General features: G+C 64.7%; 17 protein-coding genes. 8 read left to right on the top strand and 9 right to left on the bottom strand.

What is annotated here, in order from left to right:
- The first annotated feature begins 14 nt into the window (after positions 1-14).
- From metH to J2W40_RS01490, 8 genes are all read left to right on the top strand, one after another.
- Positions 15-2,615 carry a methionine synthase gene (metH, locus tag J2W40_RS01525; RefSeq protein ID WP_310221422.1) on the top strand — a complete coding sequence of 867 codons (2,601 nt, stop codon included), beginning with the start codon at positions 15-17 and terminating at the stop codon, positions 2,613-2,615.
- Between the two features lie 90 nt (positions 2,616-2,705).
- Positions 2,706-3,065 carry an argininosuccinate lyase gene (locus J2W40_RS01520; RefSeq protein WP_310221420.1) on the top strand — a complete coding sequence of 120 codons (360 nt, stop codon included), beginning with the start codon at positions 2,706-2,708 and terminating at the stop codon, positions 3,063-3,065.
- Between the two features lie 219 nt (positions 3,066-3,284).
- Positions 3,285-3,584: a GIY-YIG nuclease family protein gene (locus J2W40_RS01515; protein ID WP_310221417.1), complete on the top strand. Its 300-nt coding sequence runs from the start codon at positions 3,285-3,287 to the stop codon at positions 3,582-3,584.
- Positions 3,585-3,954: 370 nt separating this feature from the next.
- The gene (locus J2W40_RS01510; RefSeq protein ID WP_310221415.1) at positions 3,955-4,119 is read left to right on the top strand and encodes a hypothetical protein; all 165 of its coding nucleotides are present in this window, start codon (positions 3,955-3,957) and stop codon (positions 4,117-4,119) included.
- A gap of 521 nt (positions 4,120-4,640) precedes the next feature.
- Positions 4,641-4,934: a terminase small subunit gene (locus J2W40_RS01505; RefSeq protein WP_310221413.1), complete on the top strand. Its 294-nt coding sequence runs from the start codon at positions 4,641-4,643 to the stop codon at positions 4,932-4,934.
- Positions 4,935-5,234: 300 nt separating this feature from the next.
- Positions 5,235-6,173: a right-handed parallel beta-helix repeat-containing protein gene (locus J2W40_RS01500; protein ID WP_310221486.1), complete on the top strand. Its 939-nt coding sequence runs from the start codon at positions 5,235-5,237 to the stop codon at positions 6,171-6,173.
- Positions 6,174-6,465: 292 nt separating this feature from the next.
- Complete coding sequence (locus tag J2W40_RS01495; protein WP_310221484.1) at positions 6,466-7,992, top strand: cysteine--tRNA ligase; 1,527 nt, start codon at positions 6,466-6,468, stop codon at positions 7,990-7,992.
- A 76-nt stretch (positions 7,993-8,068) separates the two neighbouring features.
- Positions 8,069-10,993: a CHAT domain-containing protein gene (locus tag J2W40_RS01490; protein WP_310221411.1), complete on the top strand. Its 2,925-nt coding sequence runs from the start codon at positions 8,069-8,071 to the stop codon at positions 10,991-10,993.
- Here J2W40_RS01490 and ccoS read toward each other — a convergent pair whose 3' ends face one another.
- From ccoS to J2W40_RS01445, 9 genes are all read right to left on the bottom strand, one after another.
- Positions 10,994-11,137, bottom strand: coding sequence for a cbb3-type cytochrome oxidase assembly protein CcoS (gene ccoS / locus J2W40_RS01485; RefSeq protein ID WP_310221410.1), 144 nt, complete (start codon positions 11,135-11,137; stop codon positions 10,994-10,996). It abuts the gene before it with no gap.
- Positions 11,134-13,281, bottom strand: a complete 2,148-nt coding sequence (locus J2W40_RS01480) for a heavy metal translocating P-type ATPase (protein WP_310221408.1) — start codon at positions 13,279-13,281, stop codon at positions 11,134-11,136. The genes ccoS and J2W40_RS01480 overlap by 4 nt, the downstream gene beginning before the upstream one ends.
- The gene (locus tag J2W40_RS01475) at positions 13,281-13,742 is read right to left on the bottom strand and encodes a FixH family protein (protein ID WP_310221405.1); all 462 of its coding nucleotides are present in this window, start codon (positions 13,740-13,742) and stop codon (positions 13,281-13,283) included. Before J2W40_RS01475 ends, J2W40_RS01480 begins: the two co-directional genes overlap by 1 nt.
- A complete protein-coding gene (gene ccoG, locus J2W40_RS01470) occupies positions 13,739-15,175 on the bottom strand; it encodes a cytochrome c oxidase accessory protein CcoG (RefSeq protein WP_310221403.1) in 1,437 nt (478 codons plus the stop codon). Before ccoG ends, J2W40_RS01475 begins: the two co-directional genes overlap by 4 nt.
- A 138-nt stretch (positions 15,176-15,313) precedes the next feature.
- Positions 15,314-16,252: a cytochrome-c oxidase, cbb3-type subunit III gene (gene ccoP / locus J2W40_RS01465; RefSeq protein ID WP_310221401.1), complete on the bottom strand. Its 939-nt coding sequence runs from the start codon at positions 16,250-16,252 to the stop codon at positions 15,314-15,316.
- Positions 16,245-16,421 carry a cbb3-type cytochrome c oxidase subunit 3 gene (locus J2W40_RS01460; RefSeq protein WP_310221399.1) on the bottom strand — a complete coding sequence of 59 codons (177 nt, stop codon included), beginning with the start codon at positions 16,419-16,421 and terminating at the stop codon, positions 16,245-16,247. Before J2W40_RS01460 ends, ccoP begins: the two co-directional genes overlap by 8 nt.
- Positions 16,418-17,173, bottom strand: coding sequence for a cytochrome-c oxidase, cbb3-type subunit II (gene ccoO / locus J2W40_RS01455; protein ID WP_310221397.1), 756 nt, complete (start codon positions 17,171-17,173; stop codon positions 16,418-16,420). The genes J2W40_RS01460 and ccoO overlap by 4 nt, the downstream gene beginning before the upstream one ends.
- 12 nt (positions 17,174-17,185) lie before the next feature.
- Positions 17,186-18,847 (bottom strand): cytochrome-c oxidase, cbb3-type subunit I, encoded by a 1,662-nt coding sequence (gene ccoN, locus J2W40_RS01450; protein ID WP_310221395.1) that lies wholly within the window; start codon positions 18,845-18,847, stop codon positions 17,186-17,188.
- Between the two features lie 141 nt (positions 18,848-18,988).
- Positions 18,989-19,732 (bottom strand): Crp/Fnr family transcriptional regulator, encoded by a 744-nt coding sequence (locus tag J2W40_RS01445; RefSeq protein WP_310221393.1) that lies wholly within the window; start codon positions 19,730-19,732, stop codon positions 18,989-18,991.
- Between the last annotated feature and the right edge of the window lie 142 nt (positions 19,733-19,874).

The following is a 19,874-nucleotide window of genomic DNA, read 5'->3' as shown; positions in this document are numbered from 1 at the left end:
GAGCAGGTAACAAAATGACCACCAAATCCACCGCCACCTTCGTCAACATCGGCGAACGCACGAACGTCACCGGATCAGCCAAGTTCAAGAAGCTGATCATGGCGGGCGACTATGCCGCCGCGATCGACATTGCGCGCGAGCAGGTGGAGAATGGCGCGCAGATCGTCGACGTCAACATGGACGAGGGGCTGCTCGACGCGGTCGAGGCGATGACGACCTTCCTCAAGCTGATGACTTCGGAACCCGACATCAGCCGCGTGCCGGTGATGATCGACAGCTCCAAATGGGACGTCATCGAAGCGGGTCTCAAATGCGTATCCGGCAAGCCGATCGTCAACTCGATCAGCATGAAGGAGGGTGAGGAGGCCTTCCTCTTCCACGCCCGCAAATGTATGGCCTATGGCGCTGCCGTCGTGGTCATGGCCTTTGACGAAACCGGCCAGGCGGATACCAAGGCACGCAAGGTCGAAATCTGCGCGCGCGCCTATGATCTGCTGATGGGCATCGGCTTCCCGCCCGAAGACATCATCTTCGATCCCAATATCTTCGCGGTGGCGACGGGGATCGAGGAGCATAATAATTACGGCATGGACTTTATCGAAGCCTGCCGCGAGATCAAGGCGCGCTGCCCGCACGTCCATATCTCCGGCGGCCTGTCCAACTTCTCCTTCTCCTTCCGTGGCAACGAACCCGTCCGCCGCGCGATGCACAGCGTCTTCCTCTACCACGCCATCCCCGCCGGCCTCGACATGGCGATCGTCAACGCCGGCCAGCTCGACGTCTATGACGCCATCGACCCCGCGCTGCGCACCGCCTGCGAGGATGTCCTCCTCAACCGCGATCCCGAAGCCGGCGACCGCCTCGTCACCCTCGCCGAAAGCTATCGCGGCAAGGACGCCGCCACCGAAAAAGCCGCGCAGGAGTGGCGCAGTTGGCCCGTCGCCCGTCGCCTTGAACATGCCCTCGTCAAGGGCATCGACATGTATGTGGTGGAGGATACCGAGGAAGCCCGCCTCGTCGCCGCGCGCCCGATCGAAGTGATCGAAGGCCCGCTGATGGACGGCATGAACGTCGTCGGCGACCTGTTCGGCGCGGGCAAGATGTTCCTGCCGCAAGTCGTCAAATCCGCCCGCGTCATGAAGAAAGCCGTCGCCCACCTCCTCCCCTATATCGAGGCCGCCAAGGAACCGGGCGCCAAGGGCAAGGGCAAGATCATCATGGCCACGGTCAAGGGCGACGTCCATGACATCGGCAAGAATATCGTCGGCGTCGTCCTGCAATGCAACGGCTTCGACGTGATCGACATGGGCGTGATGGTCCCCTGGCAGGACATCATCAAGGCCGCGAACGAGAATGACGCCGACATGATCGGCCTGTCCGGCCTCATCACCCCCTCGCTCGACGAGATGGTGACGGTCGCCACCGAAATGCAGCGTGCGGGCATGACCATGCCGCTGCTGATCGGCGGCGCGACCACCTCGCGCGTCCACACCGCGCTGCGCATCGACCCGGCCTTCACTGGCCCGGTCGTGCATGTGCTCGACGCCAGCCGCGCCGTCGGCGTCGCCACCGCGCTCGTGTCGGACACGCAAAAGACCGCCTTCGTCCAGAAGACCAAGGATGATTATGAGCATGTCCGCGTCGCCCGCGCCAACAAGGGGCAAAGCGCGCTGGTCAGCATCGAGGATGCCCGCGCCAACGCCTTCGAAATCGACGAAAGCCTCAAGGCTCCGCGCCCGCGCCTGCCCGGCGTCCATCGCTTCCCCGACTGGGATCTGAAGGATCTCGTGCAATATATCGACTGGACCCCTTTCTTCCGCGCCTGGGAACTGGCGGGCAATTATCCCGCGATCCTAACCGATGAAGTGGTGGGCGAAAGCGCCTCCAGCCTGTTCGCCGATGCGCAGGCGATGCTCGACCGGATCGTCACCGAAAAATGGCTGACCGCGCGCGGCGTCGCGGGCTTGTGGCCCTGCCGCCGTCAGGGCGACGACATCATCGTCCATGTCGAGGATGAGAAACATTACGTCCTCCCCATGCTGCGCCAGCAGATCCAGAAGCGCGAAGGCCGCGCCAACATGTGCCTCGCCGATTTCATCAGCCATGATGGCGACTGGATGGGCGGCTTTGCCGTCGGCATCCACGGCATCGAACCGCATCTGGCCCGCTTCAAGGCATCGATCGACGATTATTCCGACATCCTCCTGAAAGCCCTGGCCGACCGCCTCGCCGAAGCCTTTGCCGAACGCCTCCACCATTATGTCCGCACCGCGCTCTGGGGCTATGCGGAGGGCGAGCAACTGACCAACGAAGCGCTCATCAAGGAACAATATCGCGGCATCCGCCCCGCACCCGGCTATCCCGCCTGTCCCGAACATAGCCTCAAGACGATCCTGTTCGAGATGCTCGACGCCCATCACGCGACCGGCATCACCCTGACCGAGAGCTTCGCCATGCTCCCCACCGCGGCGGTCAGCGGCTTCTATTTCGGCCACGCCCAATCGGAATATTTCGGCGTCGCCCGCGTCGGCCGCGACCAGTTGGAGGAATATGCGGGACGGCGCGGCATCGACCTGGAAACGGCGGAACGCTATCTGCGTCCCAATCTGGATTAAGCGCCTCGAAACAACCGCTTGTTACGGTTAGCGCAATATCCTACACCCACCCCGCGCCGATGATATGCATCGGCACGGGGGGGATTATTCATGAAACCGATTGCCACCATCCTGGGCGTCAGCGCCCTGTTTCTCGCCGCGCCCGCCATCGCCGGGGACCAGGACTTCACCCTGTTCAACAAAACCGGCTACGACATCGCCGAAGTCTATGTCTCCCCCGCCGATGCCAAGGCCTGGGGCGACGACGTGATGGAAGACGAAGTGCTGGAAGACACCGCCTCGGTCCCCATCACCTTCAACGCCAAGAACGACATCTGCAACTACGACCTCAAGGTCATCTTCACCGATGGCGACGAAGCCTATTGGACCAATTTCGACCTCTGCACGATCAGCAAGATCCAGATCTTCTGGAACGCCAAGACGCAAAAGGCGACGGCCAAGTGGGAGTGAGCGGGCGGGGGTGAGCTTGCCGGACGATGATATTCCTACGACCCGGAGTATCGCATCACGCCTTCTATCGACGCAAAGCGGGATGCCGGGTCAAGCCCGGCATGACGAGAGGGGTAAGTCTGGTGACCAGGTGGACTGAAAATCGGCACGACCTCCCCATCCCACTCCACGTCACCCCGGACTTGATCCGGGGTCCCGCTTCATCCTAAAACCCTCAAAATGGATCGCGAACATAAAGGCGGCTGGGTCTACATCATGGCCGACCGCTATCGCGGCACGCTCTATGTCGGCGTGACCTCCGATCTCGCCGCCCGCATCCACCAGCACCGCTCCGGCACCGGCTCCGACTTTTGCGCGCGCTATGGCCTGCACCGCCTCGTCTGGGCGGAACGCGGCGACGACATCACAAGCTGTATCGACCATGAAAAACGCCTCAAACGCTGGCGTCGCCCCTGGAAGTTCGCGCTTGTCGAACAGGGCAATCCGGACTGGCGCGACCTGTTCGACACGCTGACCTGACCACCCCGCCAAGTCCGACAGAAACACCCCTTCACTCCCGCTCCCCCCACACTATCAACGTCACCCCGGCCTTGAGCCGGGGTCCCGCTTCTCCTCCGGCGCAACCGAAGAACAGCGGGATGCCGGGTCAAGCCCGGCATGACGAGAGGGGGAATGGCAATGAACGACCATTTATTGCCGGTCGGAGTAGATAGCTTGGTTTCTGAAAGCAGACACGAGACGACCGACCTGCTAATATATACGGATGCAAAACCGAGAGCCATTTGATGCGTTAATGCATGAGGTCTGCGTTGAGCGAGGTTGGTGTGGCGCAGTCGTCAATGATCGGCCTTTGCACGTTACAGACTTCCTGCCCGCAAGCGGAACAGTAATGGCCGACCAGTTTGTGAATTGGCTATTTGAGGCTGATGGCGTCGATTCGAACGAGGATCGCACGAAGTGGCAAAGCCACATCGACGGGCTTCGTAACGCCTTTGTTCGTCACATGGGCGGCGCAGTCGTTGATGTTGGGCAGTTAAGATACATCGGCTATTAACGCCGGTTTCGCTCCCAAAGCAGCCTGCCCGCAACCCACCCATCATTACTGTTCACAGTCGGCTTCCTGAATAGATAGCTCTAAGGGCATTGCGCTATCCACAAAAAGCCGTGCGCCATCCTCAAATTCTATGAGGACTTCCCTTTCCCGGAACCTAACAATCCGTCTGACTGCCTTGCCCAGCAACATACCTGTCGCGCGCTCACTTTCCTCGTCTAAGGTCATGAGTTAAATGTTGCATGAGGATGGTCTGCTTACAACTGCAATCTACTCCGAAGTCGACGTTCCGCTATCCACCCTTTGTCGTCACCCCAGCGAAGGCTGGGGTCTCAGAAGATGGCGCGATAGAGTTGGGCCAGGTAGCCAACCCAACTGTTCCACGATCCGCCTGAGATGCCAGCCTTCGCTGGCATGACGAGATTTTACGGCGGCCGTTATACGGACAAGCCCGCCATGCCGACCTTCCGCCCCACCCAAAATCCCTCTTCCAAAATAGGAAATCCTCTGGTCTATCCTCATAGATGGACCAGCACCCCACCCCCCATCCGCCCGCGCGCCCCGCGCCCGCCTCCACCGATCGCGCCCGCTGGACGCCGGACAGGCAGCGGCTTTTCCTCACCGCGCTGCTCGCCACCGGCAATGTCACGCACGCCGCCCGCACCGCGGGCATGTCGCGCGCCAGCGCGCATCGGCTACGCCAGCGGTTGGCGGGCACGCCGTTCGACCGGACATGGGACCGCGCGCTGGCGCTCCATGCGCAAAGCCTTGCCGATCCCTTCGCCCCGTCGCCCGCCCGCAGGGCGGCGCGTCGCTGAGGCGTGGGTGGCGCGTCCCTGTCGCGTCGCTGTGACCCAACAGGCGCGTCACTGTCGCGTCGCGAGGGCTTTACCGGCACTTTACGCCCCGATTGGCCCGGAAACAGGGTGCTGCAACGGTGTGAACTTCCCCGCCGCCGCGTGGCTGTGACCCTGATCGGCGCGCGGACGGGCAGGGCACCGGCAACCGCCCCCTTCACCCGCAACCTTTGCCCGCCCATCTGTCCCATAGCGGGGCAGCGCGCCATTAACCCCCTTCTCGCCTTGGTCGGCGCGTCGCCCGCGCCTATCGTGCGCGCCATGCGCATTTTGTCCACCAGCCTGCTCGTCTCCCTCGCCATCGCCTCGACCGCGCTGGCACAGGGCAATCCCGCCCCCTTCACCGTCACCGAATCGGGCCGCGCCTTCGGGTCGCTGGCCGATGCGCTGGGCGCGATCGGCGACGGGCGCGGCACGGTGGTCGTGGCCCCTGGCACCTATCGGCAATGCGCGGTGCAACAAGGCGGCGACGTCACAATCCGCGCCGCGACGCCGGGTAGTGTCATCTTCGACGGCGTGCCATGCGAGGGCAAGGGCACCTTCGTGCTGCGCGGCCGGGCGAGCGTGGTCGACGGGATCATCTTTCAGAATATCCGCGTGCCCGACGGCAATGGCGCGGGCATACGCCTCGAAAGCGGCAACCTCACGGTCCGCAACAGCCTGTTCCGCAACAGCGAGGAAGGGATTTTGACCGGCGACTATGACGGCGGCCAGGTCGTGATCGACAAATCGACCTTCCGGCACCTCGGCCGTTGCGACCGCGACCTCGATTGCGCACACGGCGTCTATATCGGGCGGCTCGACAGTCTCACCGTCACCAACAGCCGCTTCGACCTCGGCGATGGCGGCCATTATCTCAAGACCCGTACCGGCCGCGTCACCATCACCGACAATAGTTTCGATGATAGCGGCGGCAAACTCACCAACTATATGATCGACCTGTCCAACGGTGCGAGCGGCCTCATCCGCGGCAATGACATGGTGCAGGGCAAGGACAAGGACAATTGGTCCGCCTTCATCACCGTCGCCCCCGAAGGCCGCGAACATGACAGCAGCGGACTGGTGATAGAGGGCAATAAGGCCGGCTTCGTACCGGGGCTGGCGCGCGGCTCCGCCTTCGTCGCGAATTTCACCGACGACGCGGTCAAGATCGGCGCGAACGAGCTCGCCCCATCCATGAAGGTGAAGGACCGACGCTGACGATCAGGGGTATGAATCGAGTGGCCCGGTGCGGTCGCTTGCGACATTGAGGGGGCAACTGCCGCCAAACCTGCACCGGACACACTCGATGCGGCCCGACCGCACGACTGGACAGGGGGGGGGATCCAGATCATCAAAGGGGCGGGCCTGCCCCAACCATATTGGTAGCGATCACAGGTCGCGCAAGGGATGCAAGTCGACGCAACATTATTTTACAATTCGCCCTTCCGGCCGGGCCGCAAAGGAGGAAGGAGAGTTGACCCCCAAGCCGCTTCACGCCATCGCATGGCGCATGTCCGACGACCAGCATATCACAGCGCCGCTGCGCCTGTTCAACAGCCTGACCCGCACGATCGAACCGTTCGCGCCGATCGAGGACGGCCATGCCCGCATCTATAGCTGCGGCCCGACCGTCTATAATTATGCCCATCTCGGCAACTTGCGCGCCTATGTCTTCACCGACACGCTGCGCCGCACCTTGTTGTGGAAGGGGCTGTCGGTCACCCACATCATCAACATCACCGATGTCGGCCACCTGACGTCGGACGCCGATGCGGGCGATGACAAGATGGAGGCGGCGGCGCGCGCCAGCGCCCGGAGCATCTGGGACATTGCCGCCCATTATACCCAGGCGTTCAAGCAGAATATCGCCGACCTCAACATCCTTTCGCCCAGCGAATGGACGGTCGCGACCGACTATGTGCCACAGATGATCGAATTTGCGCAAAAGATCGCGCCGGCCCATTGCTATGAACTGGACAGCGGCCTCTATTTCGACAGTTCGACGGTGCCCAATTATGGCGCGCTGGCAGGCGGCCGCGATGATGCGGCGCACGCCCGGATCGACCCTGTCGCGGGCAAGCGCAACGCATCCGACTTCGCCATCTGGCGCAAATCGCCGCCGGGCGAGCAGCGGCAGATGGAATGGGACAGCCCATGGGGCAAGGGCGCGCCCGGCTGGCATCTGGAATGTTCGGTCATGTCGCAGGCCCGGCTTGGCCATCCGTTCGACATCCACACCGGCGGTATCGACCATCGTGAAATCCATCACCCCAATGAGATCGCCCAGAATCAGGCGTTCCACGCCTGCTGCGGCGGCGATGTCGGCGCGGTGGAGGCGGGCTTCACCGGCGCGCGGTGGTGGATGCACAATAATTTCCTGGTCGACCGCAGCGGCAAGATGAGCAAGTCGAAGGGCGGCTTCACCACCCTCTTCTCGCTGATCGACGCGGGCGTGCATCCGCTCGCCTATCGCCTGCTGTGCCTGGGTGCCCATTATCGCAGCGAATTGGAGTTCAGCGCCGAGGGCGTGGCCGCTGCGTTGACGCGCCTCAAGCGGCTGGTGATGGGCGTCGAAGGGTTGAAGGCGCGCGCCGAGGGCGTGACCTGGCAATCGCCACGGCTCGATTATCTGCGCGCCAACCTCCATCCCAAGCTGGTGCCCTTGCTGGAACAGTTCGACGCAGCGATCGCCGACGATCTGATGACGCCGCGCGCCCTGCCGCTGCTGGAGGAAGCGATCGCCATCAAGAAGATCCCGGTGGACGAGAAGCTCTGCTTGATCGCTGCCTTCGACGCGGCGCTGGGGCTGAACCTGATAACGCTCAGCCGCACAGACCTGCGCCTGCAACCCAAACATGCCGCCATCACCCCCGACGCGATCGAGTCAGAACTGGAACGCCGCGCCGCCGCCCGCGCCGACAAGGATTTCGCCCTGTCGGACGAGATCCGCGACGCGCTGGTCGCGCAGGGTGTCGATGTGATGGACGGCGATCCGCTGCGCTGGGACTGGCGCCTGATGCTGGCGCAAGGATCGTAACGGCTGCGGTTGTGACTTGACGCCGCGGTGCGCCGCGCGCCTAAGCTGACGCCGGGGAATCCGTGGGGGCATGGGCATGGGGCTTTCGACGCGCGCGATCATAATGCTGATGGCTCTGGCGTCCCCGCCCGTGTTCGCAGCGCCGGATGCCATGCGCGGTTTCCAGCGCGACGATGCCCGCTATGCCAATCTGCGCGCGATGGAGACACGCGGCACGGCCTTGTTCGAGAATGACGATTTCGACAAGGCGATGGGTCCGGCGACGCGCGATGTCTGGCACCAACTGGTTGCGGCAGCCAGCCGGGTCAAGGTCAACGGCCTGCCCCATCCGCTGGCGGCGGTAGCGACGATCAACCTCGCATCAATGGACCAGATCGAGGGCAAGAATCCGCAAGCTCTGGCGATGGCCGAAAAAGGCCTGGCCATGCTCGCCCCCTTTCGCGACGCCTATCCGATCCCCTGGATGCAGGGCCTGTCGATCAAGGGCTATATCCAGTCGATTAACGGCGACGTCGCGACCGGCGCGCAGACATTGGCGGAAGGAAGCGCCTATGCCGACCGCCATTTCGCGCAGGTCGATCCCAAGACGTTGGACAAGAGCGACTATATGCTCAAGTCCAACATCGCCTTCTCGCTGGCCCAGGCCTATTCGCGGCTTGGCCGCAACAGCGATGCGGTGGAGGCGCAGAAGCGCAGCATGGACGCGCGGATCACCGGGCTTGGGCCGCATGATCCCGACACGGTCGCTTCCTATTATACCTATGCGCAAATGCTGCTTCGCGCCGACCGCAATGCCGAGGCGGAACGCTATGCGCGCCAGGCTGTGGAGGTCGCGACCGCCCATATCGACACCAAGCATCCCAGCTATGCCCGCGCGTTGGAAATGCTGGGCATCCTCCTGTCGCGCACCGGGCGGCGGGTGGAAAGCCTGGCCTATCTGCAGCGCGCGATCGCGATCAAGCGCGAGACGGTGGGGACGAAGAGCCTCTATTTCCACTATGGCCTCAATAATCTGGGCGCCATCCTGCTGCCACTGGAACGCTATGCCGATGCCGAGCCGCTCTACATCGAAGCGGAAAAGGGGTTTCGCGCGGTGGAAGGCGAAGCCAGCCCGCAGGCGGCCCGCGCGCTCGCTTTCCTGGGGCTGATCGATCAAGCCAGCGGACGGCCGGACGAGGCCGCGACAAAGCTGGAAACCGCCCTGGCCCGCGTGCGCGCGGCCACGACGCAGGACCGCGACATGGGCCAGCGCGTCTATCCGCATCTCATCCCGGTGCTGCTCGATCTGCAACAGCAGGATAAGGCAGCGGCGGCGGCGCGCGACTATGCCGCCGAAACCGCCGCGCTCGACAACAGCCCCGCCTTCGCGCTGGCCAATGCCGCGATGATGCAGCGCTGGGCCGATGGCGATCCGAGCCGCACTGCCGCCGCGGCCCAGCTTGCCGCCCTGCTGCGCGACGAGCAGAATCTGCGCGACGATGGCGAACTGGCCGACGAACAGCGCGCGGCACTCGATTCGATCCTCGCCATCGCGGCGGACAGCCAGGATGCGGCGCTGGCGCTGGACGCGATGGCGATCCTGGCGGGGTCGAAGATCGCACAGGCCAACCGCCTCGTCACCGAAAGGCTGGTCTCCGATCCCGCGCTGGGCGAGCGGGTCCGGGCGTTGCAGGACAAGGTGCGCGCCTTGCAGACCGCCGACCGCGCGCTGCTCCGGGCGCTGGCGACCGCAGGTGATGTAACCGCCACCCGCAGCGCGCGCGACCGGCTGGATGCCGAAGTGAACGGCCTGCGCGCCGCGATCAGCCGCGATTATCCCCGCTGGGCCGAAGCGCGTGGCGGGGTGAAGCCCGATCTGGCGCAGGTGCAGGCGGGGCTTGGCAAGGATGAGGCGCTGCTGGCGGTCACGCCGGCCTTTGGCCATGTCTATCTGCTGGCGATCAGCCGCACCGGCGCGCGGGTCGAGCGCGCCGCGATGAGCCGCGCCGCGATGGTCGCGCTGGTCGATCGGCTGCGCGCGACGATGACGCCGGGCGGCATGGACCTGCCCGCCGCCCATGCGCTCTATGGCCAGATCTTCACCCCCGCCATCCTCGCGACGCTGGGCAAGGCGCATGTGCTTCGGATCGTGCCGACTGGTGCCTTCGCTTCGCTCCCCTTCGCGCTGTTGCCTGAGCGGCCAGTCGCCGCCGTCGATCGCGACACGCCCTGGCTGATCCGCCGCTATGCGCTGGCAGTGCAGCCCTCCTTCGCGATGGAGGCGGACAAGCGCCCCATGCAGGTCGCCGCGTCCCGCTTTCTCGGCGTCGGCGCGCCGATGCCCTTTCCAGCGGTGGCCAACGCCACGCCTGCCCCCACGCTGATGGCCGCGAACCAGTATTTTCGCGGTAGCGCGGCCGATGACGAAGCGCTCTCCCACCTGCCGCCGCTACCCGGATCAGCCGACGAAGTGCGCGGCGTCGCCAGCCGCTATGGCGCGCAAGGCGCAACCCTGATGCTCGGCGAAGCGGCCAGCGAAAGCGCCCTGCGCGCGCTCGACCTGTCTACCTATGGCGTCATCCTGTTCGCAACGCACGGCCTGGTAAGCGGGCAGATGGAGGGCGTGACCGAGCCCGCCTTGGTCCTCTCGCCCCCCGCCCCCGGCGCGACCGGCGAGGACGGCCTGCTCACCGCGTCCGAAGTCGCCGCGATGCGGATCGGCGCGGACTGGGTGATCCTGTCCGCCTGCAACACGGCGGCGGGCGACAGTGCGCAGGCCCCCGCATATTCCGGGCTGGCACAGGCCTTCCGCTATGCCGGTGCAGGCTCGCTGCTCGTCTCGCACTGGCCGGTGCGCGACGATGCCAGCGCCTTCGTCACGCTGGAAACGGTGAAGGGCGCGGAGCGTGGCCTGCCCCGCGCGGTGGCGCTGCAACGTGCGATGCTGAAACTGATGCGCTCCAGTCGCCCCGGCGCGGCCCAGCCCTATATCTGGGCACCCTTCATCCTCGTCGGGCGCTGATCACTCGTCATCGTCGATCAGAATGCGCGCCGCCGCGCCATCGCTATCGTCGAACTGGCCATTGCCCAGCGCCCAGAAAAAGGCGGCAAGGCCCAGCAGGCCGAGCGACAAGGCAATGGGGATAAGGACGGTGAGGCCGGTCATCGCGCCGCGCCCTTGAGCCGCAGCGCATTGGCGATGACGATCAGCGAACTGGTCGACATGGCGACGGCGGCGACGAGCGGGGTGACATGGCCCGTGATCGCCAGCGGCACGGCGAAGAGATTATAGCCGATCGCGAGCGCGAAATTCTGCTTCACCACCTGCACCGTCCGCCGCGCGGCGCGCACTGCCATCGCCACGGGCGCCAGCCGATCGCCCAGAAACACGGCATCCGCCGCCAACTGGCTGGCGTCGCTCGCCGAGGCGGGTGCCATGCTGGCATGGCCTGCGGCGAGCGCGGGTCCATCATTCAGCCCATCGCCCACCATCAGCACCTTATGCCCCGACGCGCGCAACCGTTCAATCAGCGCCAGCTTGTCCTGCGGGCGCAGATGGCCGATCGCGGTGGTCGCGGTCTGGCGCGCAATCTCGGTCAGCGCTTCGGGCCGGTCGCCGCTGGCGATCAGCGTTTTGAGGCCCATCGCCCGCAGCTCGGCCAGCGTCTCGACCGCGTCGGGCCGCAACGCATCGGTAAAACGCAGCAGCACCGCCTGGTCGCCGCGCCGATATTCCGCCGCCAGATCGAACAGGGTGATGAGGCTGCGCGGACGGCCAAGCGCTACCGCCTCATCGCCCAGTCGGCCCGTCATCCCTTCGCCCGCCTGCTCGCGCAGGTCGGTCAGTGTCGCCGGGACGACGCCTTCGCCCTCCAAAGCCTGGCGCAGCGCGACGCTCAACGGATGGCGGCTCCCTTGCACCAGGGCCAGCAGGACGGCGCGATCCTCCGCCGCCAGTCCCGCCAAGTCGCGCGGCACCGGACGACCGAGCGTCAATGTGCCGGTCTTGTCGAACAGCGCCTCATCCACCTCCGCCAGCCGTTCGAGCGCCGATCCATCCTTGACCAGCACCCCGCGCTTCATCAGCGCGCCGCACGCCACGATCTGCGCCGCCGGAACGGCCAGCCCCAGCGCGCAGGGGCAGGTGATGAGCAGCACGGCAACCGCGATCAGCAGCGATTGATGCACGCCCGCCCCCGCGATCATCCACCCGGCAAAGGACAGCGCCGACAGCAGATGCACGCTCGGCGCATAATAGCGCGCAGCCCGGTCAGCGAGGCGGACATAGCGCGACTTGCCCTGCGCCGCTTCCTCCATCAGCCGGGCGATGTCGGCGATCACTGTGTCCGGCCCGGCGGCGGTCACCACGACCCGGATCGGCCCGTCGATATTGAGCGCCCCGGCCTGCACCAAATCGCCCGGACGCACGCGCACGGGTGCGCTTTCCCCCGTCAGGAAGGCGATGTCGATGCCACTGTCACCCTCCATCACGCGCCCGTCGGCGGCCAGCCGCTCGCCCGCGGCAACCAGCATGACCATGCCCGGCCGCAGCGCGCTCGCCGCGACCCAACGGCTTTGCCCGCTATCGTCCAACAACATCGCGCCCGGCGCGGATTGTTTGAGCAGCGCGGCAACGCCAGCGCGCGCGCGGCCCCCCATCAGGCTGTCGAGGCAGCGCCCGGCGAGCAGGAAGAAGAGCAGCATCACCGCCCCATCGAACCAGGCGTCTTCGCCGCCGATCAGGGTTTCATACACACTCATGCCCGTCGTCAGCAGCACCCCGATGCTGATCGGCACGTCCATATTGGTCCGTCCCTGCCGCACCGCCGCCCAGGCCGAGCGGAAGAAGGGCCGCCCCGCATAGGCCACCGTCGGCAGCGCGATCAGCGCCGACAGCCAGTGAAACATCTGCCGCGTGCCGCCTTCCGCGCCGGACCAGACCGACACGGACAGCAGCATGATGTTCATCGCGGCAAAGCCCGCCACCGCCAGCGCGCGGATCAACATGCGGTTTTCCGCCGCCGCCATATCGACGCCGGGATCGGCCAGCGGCTCCGCCTCAAAGCCGAGCGCGGCGATGGCGGCGCGCAGGTCGGGCGGGCTGAGCGCGGGATCATGCTCGATCGCGACCCGCTTCGCCGATAGATTGACCCGTGCCGATGCGATGCCGGGGGTGCGGGCCAGGCCATTCTCGATCTTGCCGATACAGCCTGCGCAATGCATCCCCGGCACCGCGAACAGGCTGATCTGCGTCGTACCTATGTCCGTTTCGGTGTCCGTTGCGGGCAGGATGAGGGCTTGGCTGGCCATCAGTCGATCTCTTGGACGAAATGATGGTCGGCAGCGGTGAGCGACAACCGCCAGCGCCCGGCAGGCAGTGTCCGGTCGGCGCTGTATCGACCAGGTGCCACCTCGCGGAACGACAAGGCGATGTCGGGCGCACGGCCCAGTGGATGCGCGGCGGTGGCGGTGAGCGCCACGCCGTTGAGCGGTGCGCCCGCCGCATCGGCAAGGCTGACCTGCACCCGTCGCTGCGCATCGATCGCGATCGTCTCGCGCCAGCCCTGCGCCTCCTGCGCCCGCGCGGCCTTCAGCCAGCCGTTGAATTTCTGGCTGGCGACATAGCTGTTATCGACCACCACCCCGCCAAAGGACCGCACCGCAAGCGTCGCCATCAGCATGTTGACGGCGATGACGACGGCGAAGAAGGCCACCAATATGCCGGTCATATGCCATCCGGTGAAGCGGCGGGGGGTGGAGCTGCGCATCATTGGGGCCTTTCGAAACGGGCGGGTTCGCTGGCGGTGCCGCCTTCGCGGTCGGTGGCGGTGAGGACGAAGCGGAAATCCTGCCGCTGCGGTCCGGCGGCGGGTACGGCGGCATAGAGGCGCAACTTGGCCACGCTGTCGGGCGGCACGGTGACGTTCACCGCCGGGCGGGCCTGCTCGCGCGCCATCGCATCTGTCCATAGCAGTGCGCCGGGCAGTCCTTCGGCGCGCACCGTCATCGGCCGGGGTCGCGTCTCCATGTTGCGGATCTTGATGGTATAGGCGTTGCGCACCGCCCCATCGGACAATGTCACGAAGATGGGATTGCGATCCTGCTGCGCAGCGATATCCAGCCGGGTGCGAGCCCCCAGCGCGAACAGCATCGCCGCGCCGATGCTGCTCCACACCAGCAGATAAGCGATGGTGCGTGGGCGCAGCAATGTCTTGAGCACCGGGCGTGGCTTAGCCCCCTGCTTCTCCGCATCGGCATCATCCTGCGTACAATAGTCGATCAGGCCGCGTGGCCGCCCGACCTGCGCCATCACCTTGTCGCAGGCATCGATGCACAAGGCGCAGGTGATGCAGCCGATCTGCGGCCCTTCGCGAATGTCGATGCCCGTCGGGCAGACGGCGACGCACTGGTCGCAATCAATGCAGTCGCCAAATTCGCCCGGATGCGCCGCTGCCTTCTTGACGCTGCCGCGCTTTTCGCCGCGCCAGTCCTTGTACGTCACGACCAGCGATTTCTCGTCAAGCATCGCGGTCTGGATGCGCGGCCAGGGGCACATATAGATGCACACCTGTTCGCGCATGAAGCCGCCCAGGACGAAGGTTGTCGCGGTCAGCAGCGCGGTGGTGCCATAGGCGACCGGCGCGGCGGTGCCGCTCCAAAATTCTCGCTGCAACGTCGGCGCATCGGCGAAATAGAAGATCCACGCGCCCCCGGTAAGGAAACCGATGAGCAGCCACACGCTCCATTTGGCCAGCCGCCGCGCCAGCTTGGACGGGGTCCAGCGGGCCTTGGCCAGCCGCACCTGCGCATTGCGGTCGCCATCGATGAAGCGTTCGACATGCTGGAACAGGTCGGTCCACACCGTCTGCGGGCAGGCATAGCCGCACCAGGCGCGACCCACCGCCGATGTCACCAGGAACAGCCCGACACCGGCCATCACCAATAGCCCGGCGACATAATAGAATTCATGCGGCCAGATTTCGATATCGAACATATAGAAACGGCGATTGGCCATATCGACCAGCACGGCCTGATCGGGGGCATAGGGGCCGCGATCCCAGCGAATCCACGGCGTCACCCAATAGATGCCCAGCGTCACCACCATGATCGCCCATTTCAGACGGCGGTAGAAGCCATCCACCGCCTTGGGAAAGACGCCCTTGCGCTTCTCATAGAGATCGCCCGTGTCGGTCGGCATCAACATGCGCCCAATCCTCCCCTGTAAGGGGAGGTGGCAGCGCGCAGCGCTGACGGAGGGGTGTCACCCTCTCGATAGGGCATACCCTCTCCACCATCCGTCCGGCAGTCGGTCCCCCTCCCCGTGACGGGGAGGATCGGGACTTTATTGGGCCACATTGCCTTCTACTCCATTATCCGCCGCGGCCGCCGCTTCCACCAGCGTCGCCTCGCCACCGCCCAGGCTATGGACATAGACGGCCAGCATGCGGATGGTCGCGGGGCTGAGCTTGTCGTCCCAGCGCGGCATCACGCCCTGGCGGCTGTTCCACACGCTCTGGTGGATGGATTCGGTGTCCCCGCCATAGAGCCAGATGCCATCGGTCAGGTTGGGCGCGCCCAATGTCCGATTGCCCTTGCCGTCCGCACCGTGGCAGACCGCGCAATTGTCGGCGAACAGGCCCGCCCCGCGCTGCGCAGCGGCGCTGGGCCTATCCTGTCGGCTGGCGACCCGGACATAGGCGACGACATCATCGACCTGCGGGGCGGTGAGCAACTGATCGCGTCCAAAGGCGGGCATCATCGATACGCGCGTCGCGTCATGACCCGGATTGCGGATGCCGTCGATCAGCGTCTTTTCGATCGTGGCGAGGTCGCCACCCCACAGCCAGTCATCGTCGTTGAGGTTGGGATAGCCCTTGCTACCTGCTGCCCCCGACCCGTGGCACTGGACGCAATGGACCTTGAACGCGGCGCGCCCACCCTCGATCGCGGCCTGCATAAGTTCCGGCTGGCCCGCCAGCTTCTCGATCGTCGTCGCAGCGATCGCCTGGTGAATGGGTGCCACCTGATCGGCGTGCGCGGCCAGTTCCTGTTCCAGCGCGCCGCGGCTCGACCAGCCGAGCATACCGCGCGTATAGTCGTTAAGCATAGGGATCGCCGGATAGGCAATCACATAACCGATCGCGAAGAGGATGGTCGCATAGAAGGTCCACAGCCACCAGCGCGGCAGCGGCGTGTCCAGTTCCTGAATACCGTCCCACTCATGCCCTTTGAACTGGGTGCCGGTGGCGGCGTCGATCTTGGGGTTCTTGTCGTCAGCCATGGTCGGCCTCCGTCTTTTCCGTGTCCGGCTCGAAGATCATCGTGGCGGCGCGCTTGCTGGCGCGGCGGCCATGCGGCAGGAAATGCCAGCCGATGAGGATGAGATAGGTCAGGGCCATGAAGACCAGCCCCCAGCTATCGGCGAAATGCCGCAAAGCGTCGTAGCTCATCGCGTCCCCTCCTTTGGCTGCGGCTGGCCTTCGAGCGGCTTGGCCGCATCGACATCGACCAGCGTGCCGATCATCTGGAGGTAGGCGACTAAAGCATCCATCTCGGTCAGCTTGTTCGGATCGCCGTCGAAATCGCGCACCTGCGCCTTGGGATAGCGTTTGATCAGGTCAGCCGTATCGGCATTGGGATCAGCCTGGGCCTTGAGGTCGTCATTGGCCTTTTCTATGTCCGCATCGCTGTACGGAACCCCGACCCGGCTCAGCGCCGTCAGGTCCGCCGTCATGTCGCCCGCCTTCAACTCGCGCTCGGCGAGGAAGGGATAGGTCGGCATGATCGATTCCGGCACCACGGCGCGCGGATCTTTCAAATGCTGGACATGCCATTCGTCCGAATAACGCCCGCCGACCCGCGCCAGGTCCGGCCCGGTCCGCTTGGACCCCCATTGGAACGGATGGTCATACATGCTTTCGGCGGCCAGGCTGTAATGGCCATAGCGTTCGGTTTCGTCGCGGAACGGGCGGATCATCTGGCTATGGCAGTTGTAGCAGCCTTCGCGGATGTAGATGTTGCGCCCGGCCAGCTCCAGCGGGGTGTAGGGCCGCATCCCCTCCACCTTCTCGATCGTATTGTCGATCCAGAAAAGGGGCGCGATTTCCACGATGCCACCGATGGCGACGACGATCAGCGCGGCAATACCGAGCAGCGATACATTCCGCTCCAGCTTGCCATGGTCGAAGATTTTGGATGCCATGTCGGCGTCTCCTTATACAGGCTGGGCAGCGAGGAGCGGCTTGTCGGCCACAGGATCGAAGGGCGCATCGTGCATCGGCTTCTCCGCGCGCAGTTTGCTGCCCGCGATGGTCTTACCGATATTCCAGGCCATGATGATCGCCCCGGCGAGGTAGAGCAGGCCACCGGCACCGCGGATCAGATACATGGGGAACATGGCGGTCACGACTTCGGAGAAGGCGTAGACCAGATAGCCATCGGCCCCATATTCGCGCCACATCAAGCCCTGCATGATGCCCGCCACCCACATTGACGAGGCGTAGAGAACGATGCCCAGCGTCGCGAGCCAGAAGTGCCAGTTCACCAGCCGCAGCGAATAGAGCCGTTCCCGGCCCCACAGGCGCGGCGTCATATAATAGAGGCAGGCGAAGGTGATCATGCCGTTCCAGCCCAGCGCGCCGGAATGGACATGGCCGATCGTCCAGTCGGTATAATGGGACAGGCTGTTGACGGCCTTGATCGACATCAGCGGCCCTTCGAAGGTCGACATGCCGTAGAAGGCCAGCGCCATCACCATCATGCGGATGATCGGGTCGGTGCGGATCTTGTCCCAGGCGCCGTTCAGCGTCATCAGGCCATTGATCATCCCGCCCCAGCTCGGCATCCACAGCATGACCGAAAAGACCATGCCCAGCGTCTGCGCCCAGTCAGGCAGCGCGGTATAGTGAAGGTGGTGCGGCCCCGCCCAGATGTAGAGGAAGATCAGCGACCAGAAGTGGATGATCGACAGGCGATAGCTGTAGACCGGCCGCTCCGCCTGCTTGGGCACGAAATAATACATCATGGCCAGGAAGCCGGCGGTCAGGAAGAAGCCCACCGCATTATGGCCATACCACCATTGGGTCAGCGCATCCTGCACACCGGCAAAGGCGCTATAGCTCTTGGACCCTAGCAGGCTGACGGGCATCGACAGATTATTGACGATGTGCAGCATGGCGATGGTGATGATGAAGGCGAGATAGAACCAGTTGGCGACATAGATATGCGGTTCGGAGCGCTTGAGGATTGTGCCCCCGAACACCAGCAGGTAGCAGACCCACACGACCGTCAGCCACAGATCGACATACCATTCAGGCTCGGCATATTCCTTGCCCTCGGTAATGCCCATCAAATAGCCGGTCGCGGCCAGCACGATGAACAACTGATAGCCCCAGAAGACGAAACGCGCCATGGACGGGAATGCCAGCCGTGCGCGGCAGGTGCGCTGCACGACATAGAAGCTCGTCGCGATCAGCGCGTTGCCGCCAAAGGCGAAGATGACCGCCGATGTATGCAGCGGCCGCATGCGACCGAAGCTGGTATATTCCAGACCCAGATTCAGCGCGGGAAAGGCTAGCTGAAACGCGATGACCAGCCCGACGAGAAAACCCGCCAGACCCCAGAAAACGGTCGCGATCACGCCCCAGCGGATCGGGTCATCATCATATCTGCCCTGGTCGGCAGGCATTTTCAGCATGCCCCGCGCCATCCCGGCATAATCCGCGCCGCGCATCGTTAGGATCGCGAGCAGCAGTCCGACCGCGCAGACGATCCCCATATGAACGGCAAATCCGCTGTCCACCGCGCCAAGCATTGCCGCGAAGGCCGCCAGCGCGAGCGCGAACCAGCCGCCCGTCCTCATTACCAATCGGTCCATGATATTCCCCGTAAAAGGCTCAGCGACCCTGTGTTCGACAGGCCGCCACCATGCATTGACCTCTGTCAAACCGCCGGGCGCGGGTCTTTACGGGATAGTGCGTAGGGAGGGGGAGACGGCCCGATGCGACAGGCGCGATACTCAAACCCCTTCCGCCAAGGCCTCCAGCGCCGCGCCATCGACCAGCCGCACGCCGCGTCGCCCGACCAGCGCGATGATCCCCTGCCGCTTCAATTCGCTCATCTGACGCGACACGGTTTCAATGGTCGTGCCCAAAATATCGGCAATCTGCTGGCGCGAGAGCGGCAGCTCGATCGTCCCTGCCTGGTCGGCCTGCAACCGCCGCGCCATGTCGAGCAGGAAGGTCGCGACCTTCTCCCGCGCGGTCTTGCGGCCGAGCAGCAACATCCAGGCACGGGTCCGGTCGAGATCGTCGAGCGTGCGCTGGAGCAGCCGGTGCTGGAGGTCGCCATGATCGCGGGCAAAAGCATCGAAGCTGCCACGCGGAAACAGGCACAGCCGCGCATCGGTCAGGGCCGTCACGCTATGGGGCGTGCGCGCGCCGAACGGGCGGCCGATAAAGTCGGATGCATAGACCACCCCGACGATCTGCTCGCGCCCGTCGCCGGTCGATGTCGCCAGTTTCAGCGTGCCGTCGATGACGTTAGCGACGACCATACTATCGTCCCCCTCCCACATCACCGTCTGCCCGGCATGCAGCGTCACCCGTCGCCCGATCCGGCTGAGCGCATCACGATCCGGGTCCGACAAGTCGGTACAAATCGCCCGATCGCGCACCCCGCACTGGTCGCAGGACTGGGGCGCACAAGGGCGCGTCATCAGCGGAAGAGCGCCATTTTGCGCCACGTCAAATTGCATGTTCATGCCCGCTGCATGACGCGATCGGTCGCGCCCACCTATGCGTAAATATCCCTAACCTTCGGCAGGTCAGGCCATCGCAGCGGCAGTAAGCCAAAGCTTCGCGCCCTGCGCCGAATATCTTGCCACCTGAGGCACCACGCCCTAA

Source organism: Sphingobium xenophagum (assembly GCF_031457465.1).
Classification (GTDB): domain Bacteria; phylum Pseudomonadota; class Alphaproteobacteria; order Sphingomonadales; family Sphingomonadaceae; genus Sphingobium; species Sphingobium xenophagum_A.
Note: the sequence above shows the minus strand (reverse complement) of the source record. Positions and strands in the feature narration are given on the sequence as shown.

Excerpts from the sequence above, each read along its gene's own strand:
- metH (WP_310221422.1), top strand. The coding sequence starts at position 15 with ATGACCACCAAATCCACCGCCACCTTCGTCAACATCGGCGAACGCACG.
- J2W40_RS01520 (WP_310221420.1), top strand. The coding sequence starts at position 2,706 with ATGAAACCGATTGCCACCATCCTGGGCGTCAGCGCCCTGTTTCTCGCC.
- J2W40_RS01515 (WP_310221417.1), top strand. The coding sequence starts at position 3,285 with ATGGATCGCGAACATAAAGGCGGCTGGGTCTACATCATGGCCGACCGC.
- J2W40_RS01510 (WP_310221415.1), top strand. The coding sequence starts at position 3,955 with ATGGCCGACCAGTTTGTGAATTGGCTATTTGAGGCTGATGGCGTCGAT.
- J2W40_RS01505 (WP_310221413.1), top strand. The coding sequence starts at position 4,641 with ATGGACCAGCACCCCACCCCCCATCCGCCCGCGCGCCCCGCGCCCGCC.
- J2W40_RS01500 (WP_310221486.1), top strand. The coding sequence starts at position 5,235 with ATGCGCATTTTGTCCACCAGCCTGCTCGTCTCCCTCGCCATCGCCTCG.
- J2W40_RS01495 (WP_310221484.1), top strand. The coding sequence starts at position 6,466 with ATGTCCGACGACCAGCATATCACAGCGCCGCTGCGCCTGTTCAACAGC.
- J2W40_RS01490 (WP_310221411.1), top strand. The coding sequence starts at position 8,069 with ATGGGGCTTTCGACGCGCGCGATCATAATGCTGATGGCTCTGGCGTCC.
- ccoS (WP_310221410.1), bottom strand. The coding sequence starts at position 11,137 with ATGACCGGCCTCACCGTCCTTATCCCCATTGCCTTGTCGCTCGGCCTG.
- J2W40_RS01480 (WP_310221408.1), bottom strand. The coding sequence starts at position 13,281 with ATGGCCAGCCAAGCCCTCATCCTGCCCGCAACGGACACCGAAACGGAC.
- J2W40_RS01475 (WP_310221405.1), bottom strand. The coding sequence starts at position 13,742 with ATGATGCGCAGCTCCACCCCCCGCCGCTTCACCGGATGGCATATGACC.
- ccoG (WP_310221403.1), bottom strand. The coding sequence starts at position 15,175 with ATGTTGATGCCGACCGACACGGGCGATCTCTATGAGAAGCGCAAGGGC.
- ccoP (WP_310221401.1), bottom strand. The coding sequence starts at position 16,252 with ATGGCTGACGACAAGAACCCCAAGATCGACGCCGCCACCGGCACCCAG.
- J2W40_RS01460 (WP_310221399.1), bottom strand. The coding sequence starts at position 16,421 with ATGAGCTACGACGCTTTGCGGCATTTCGCCGATAGCTGGGGGCTGGTC.
- ccoO (WP_310221397.1), bottom strand. The coding sequence starts at position 17,173 with ATGGCATCCAAAATCTTCGACCATGGCAAGCTGGAGCGGAATGTATCG.
- ccoN (WP_310221395.1), bottom strand. The coding sequence starts at position 18,847 with ATGGACCGATTGGTAATGAGGACGGGCGGCTGGTTCGCGCTCGCGCTG.
- J2W40_RS01445 (WP_310221393.1), bottom strand. The coding sequence starts at position 19,732 with ATGAACATGCAATTTGACGTGGCGCAAAATGGCGCTCTTCCGCTGATG.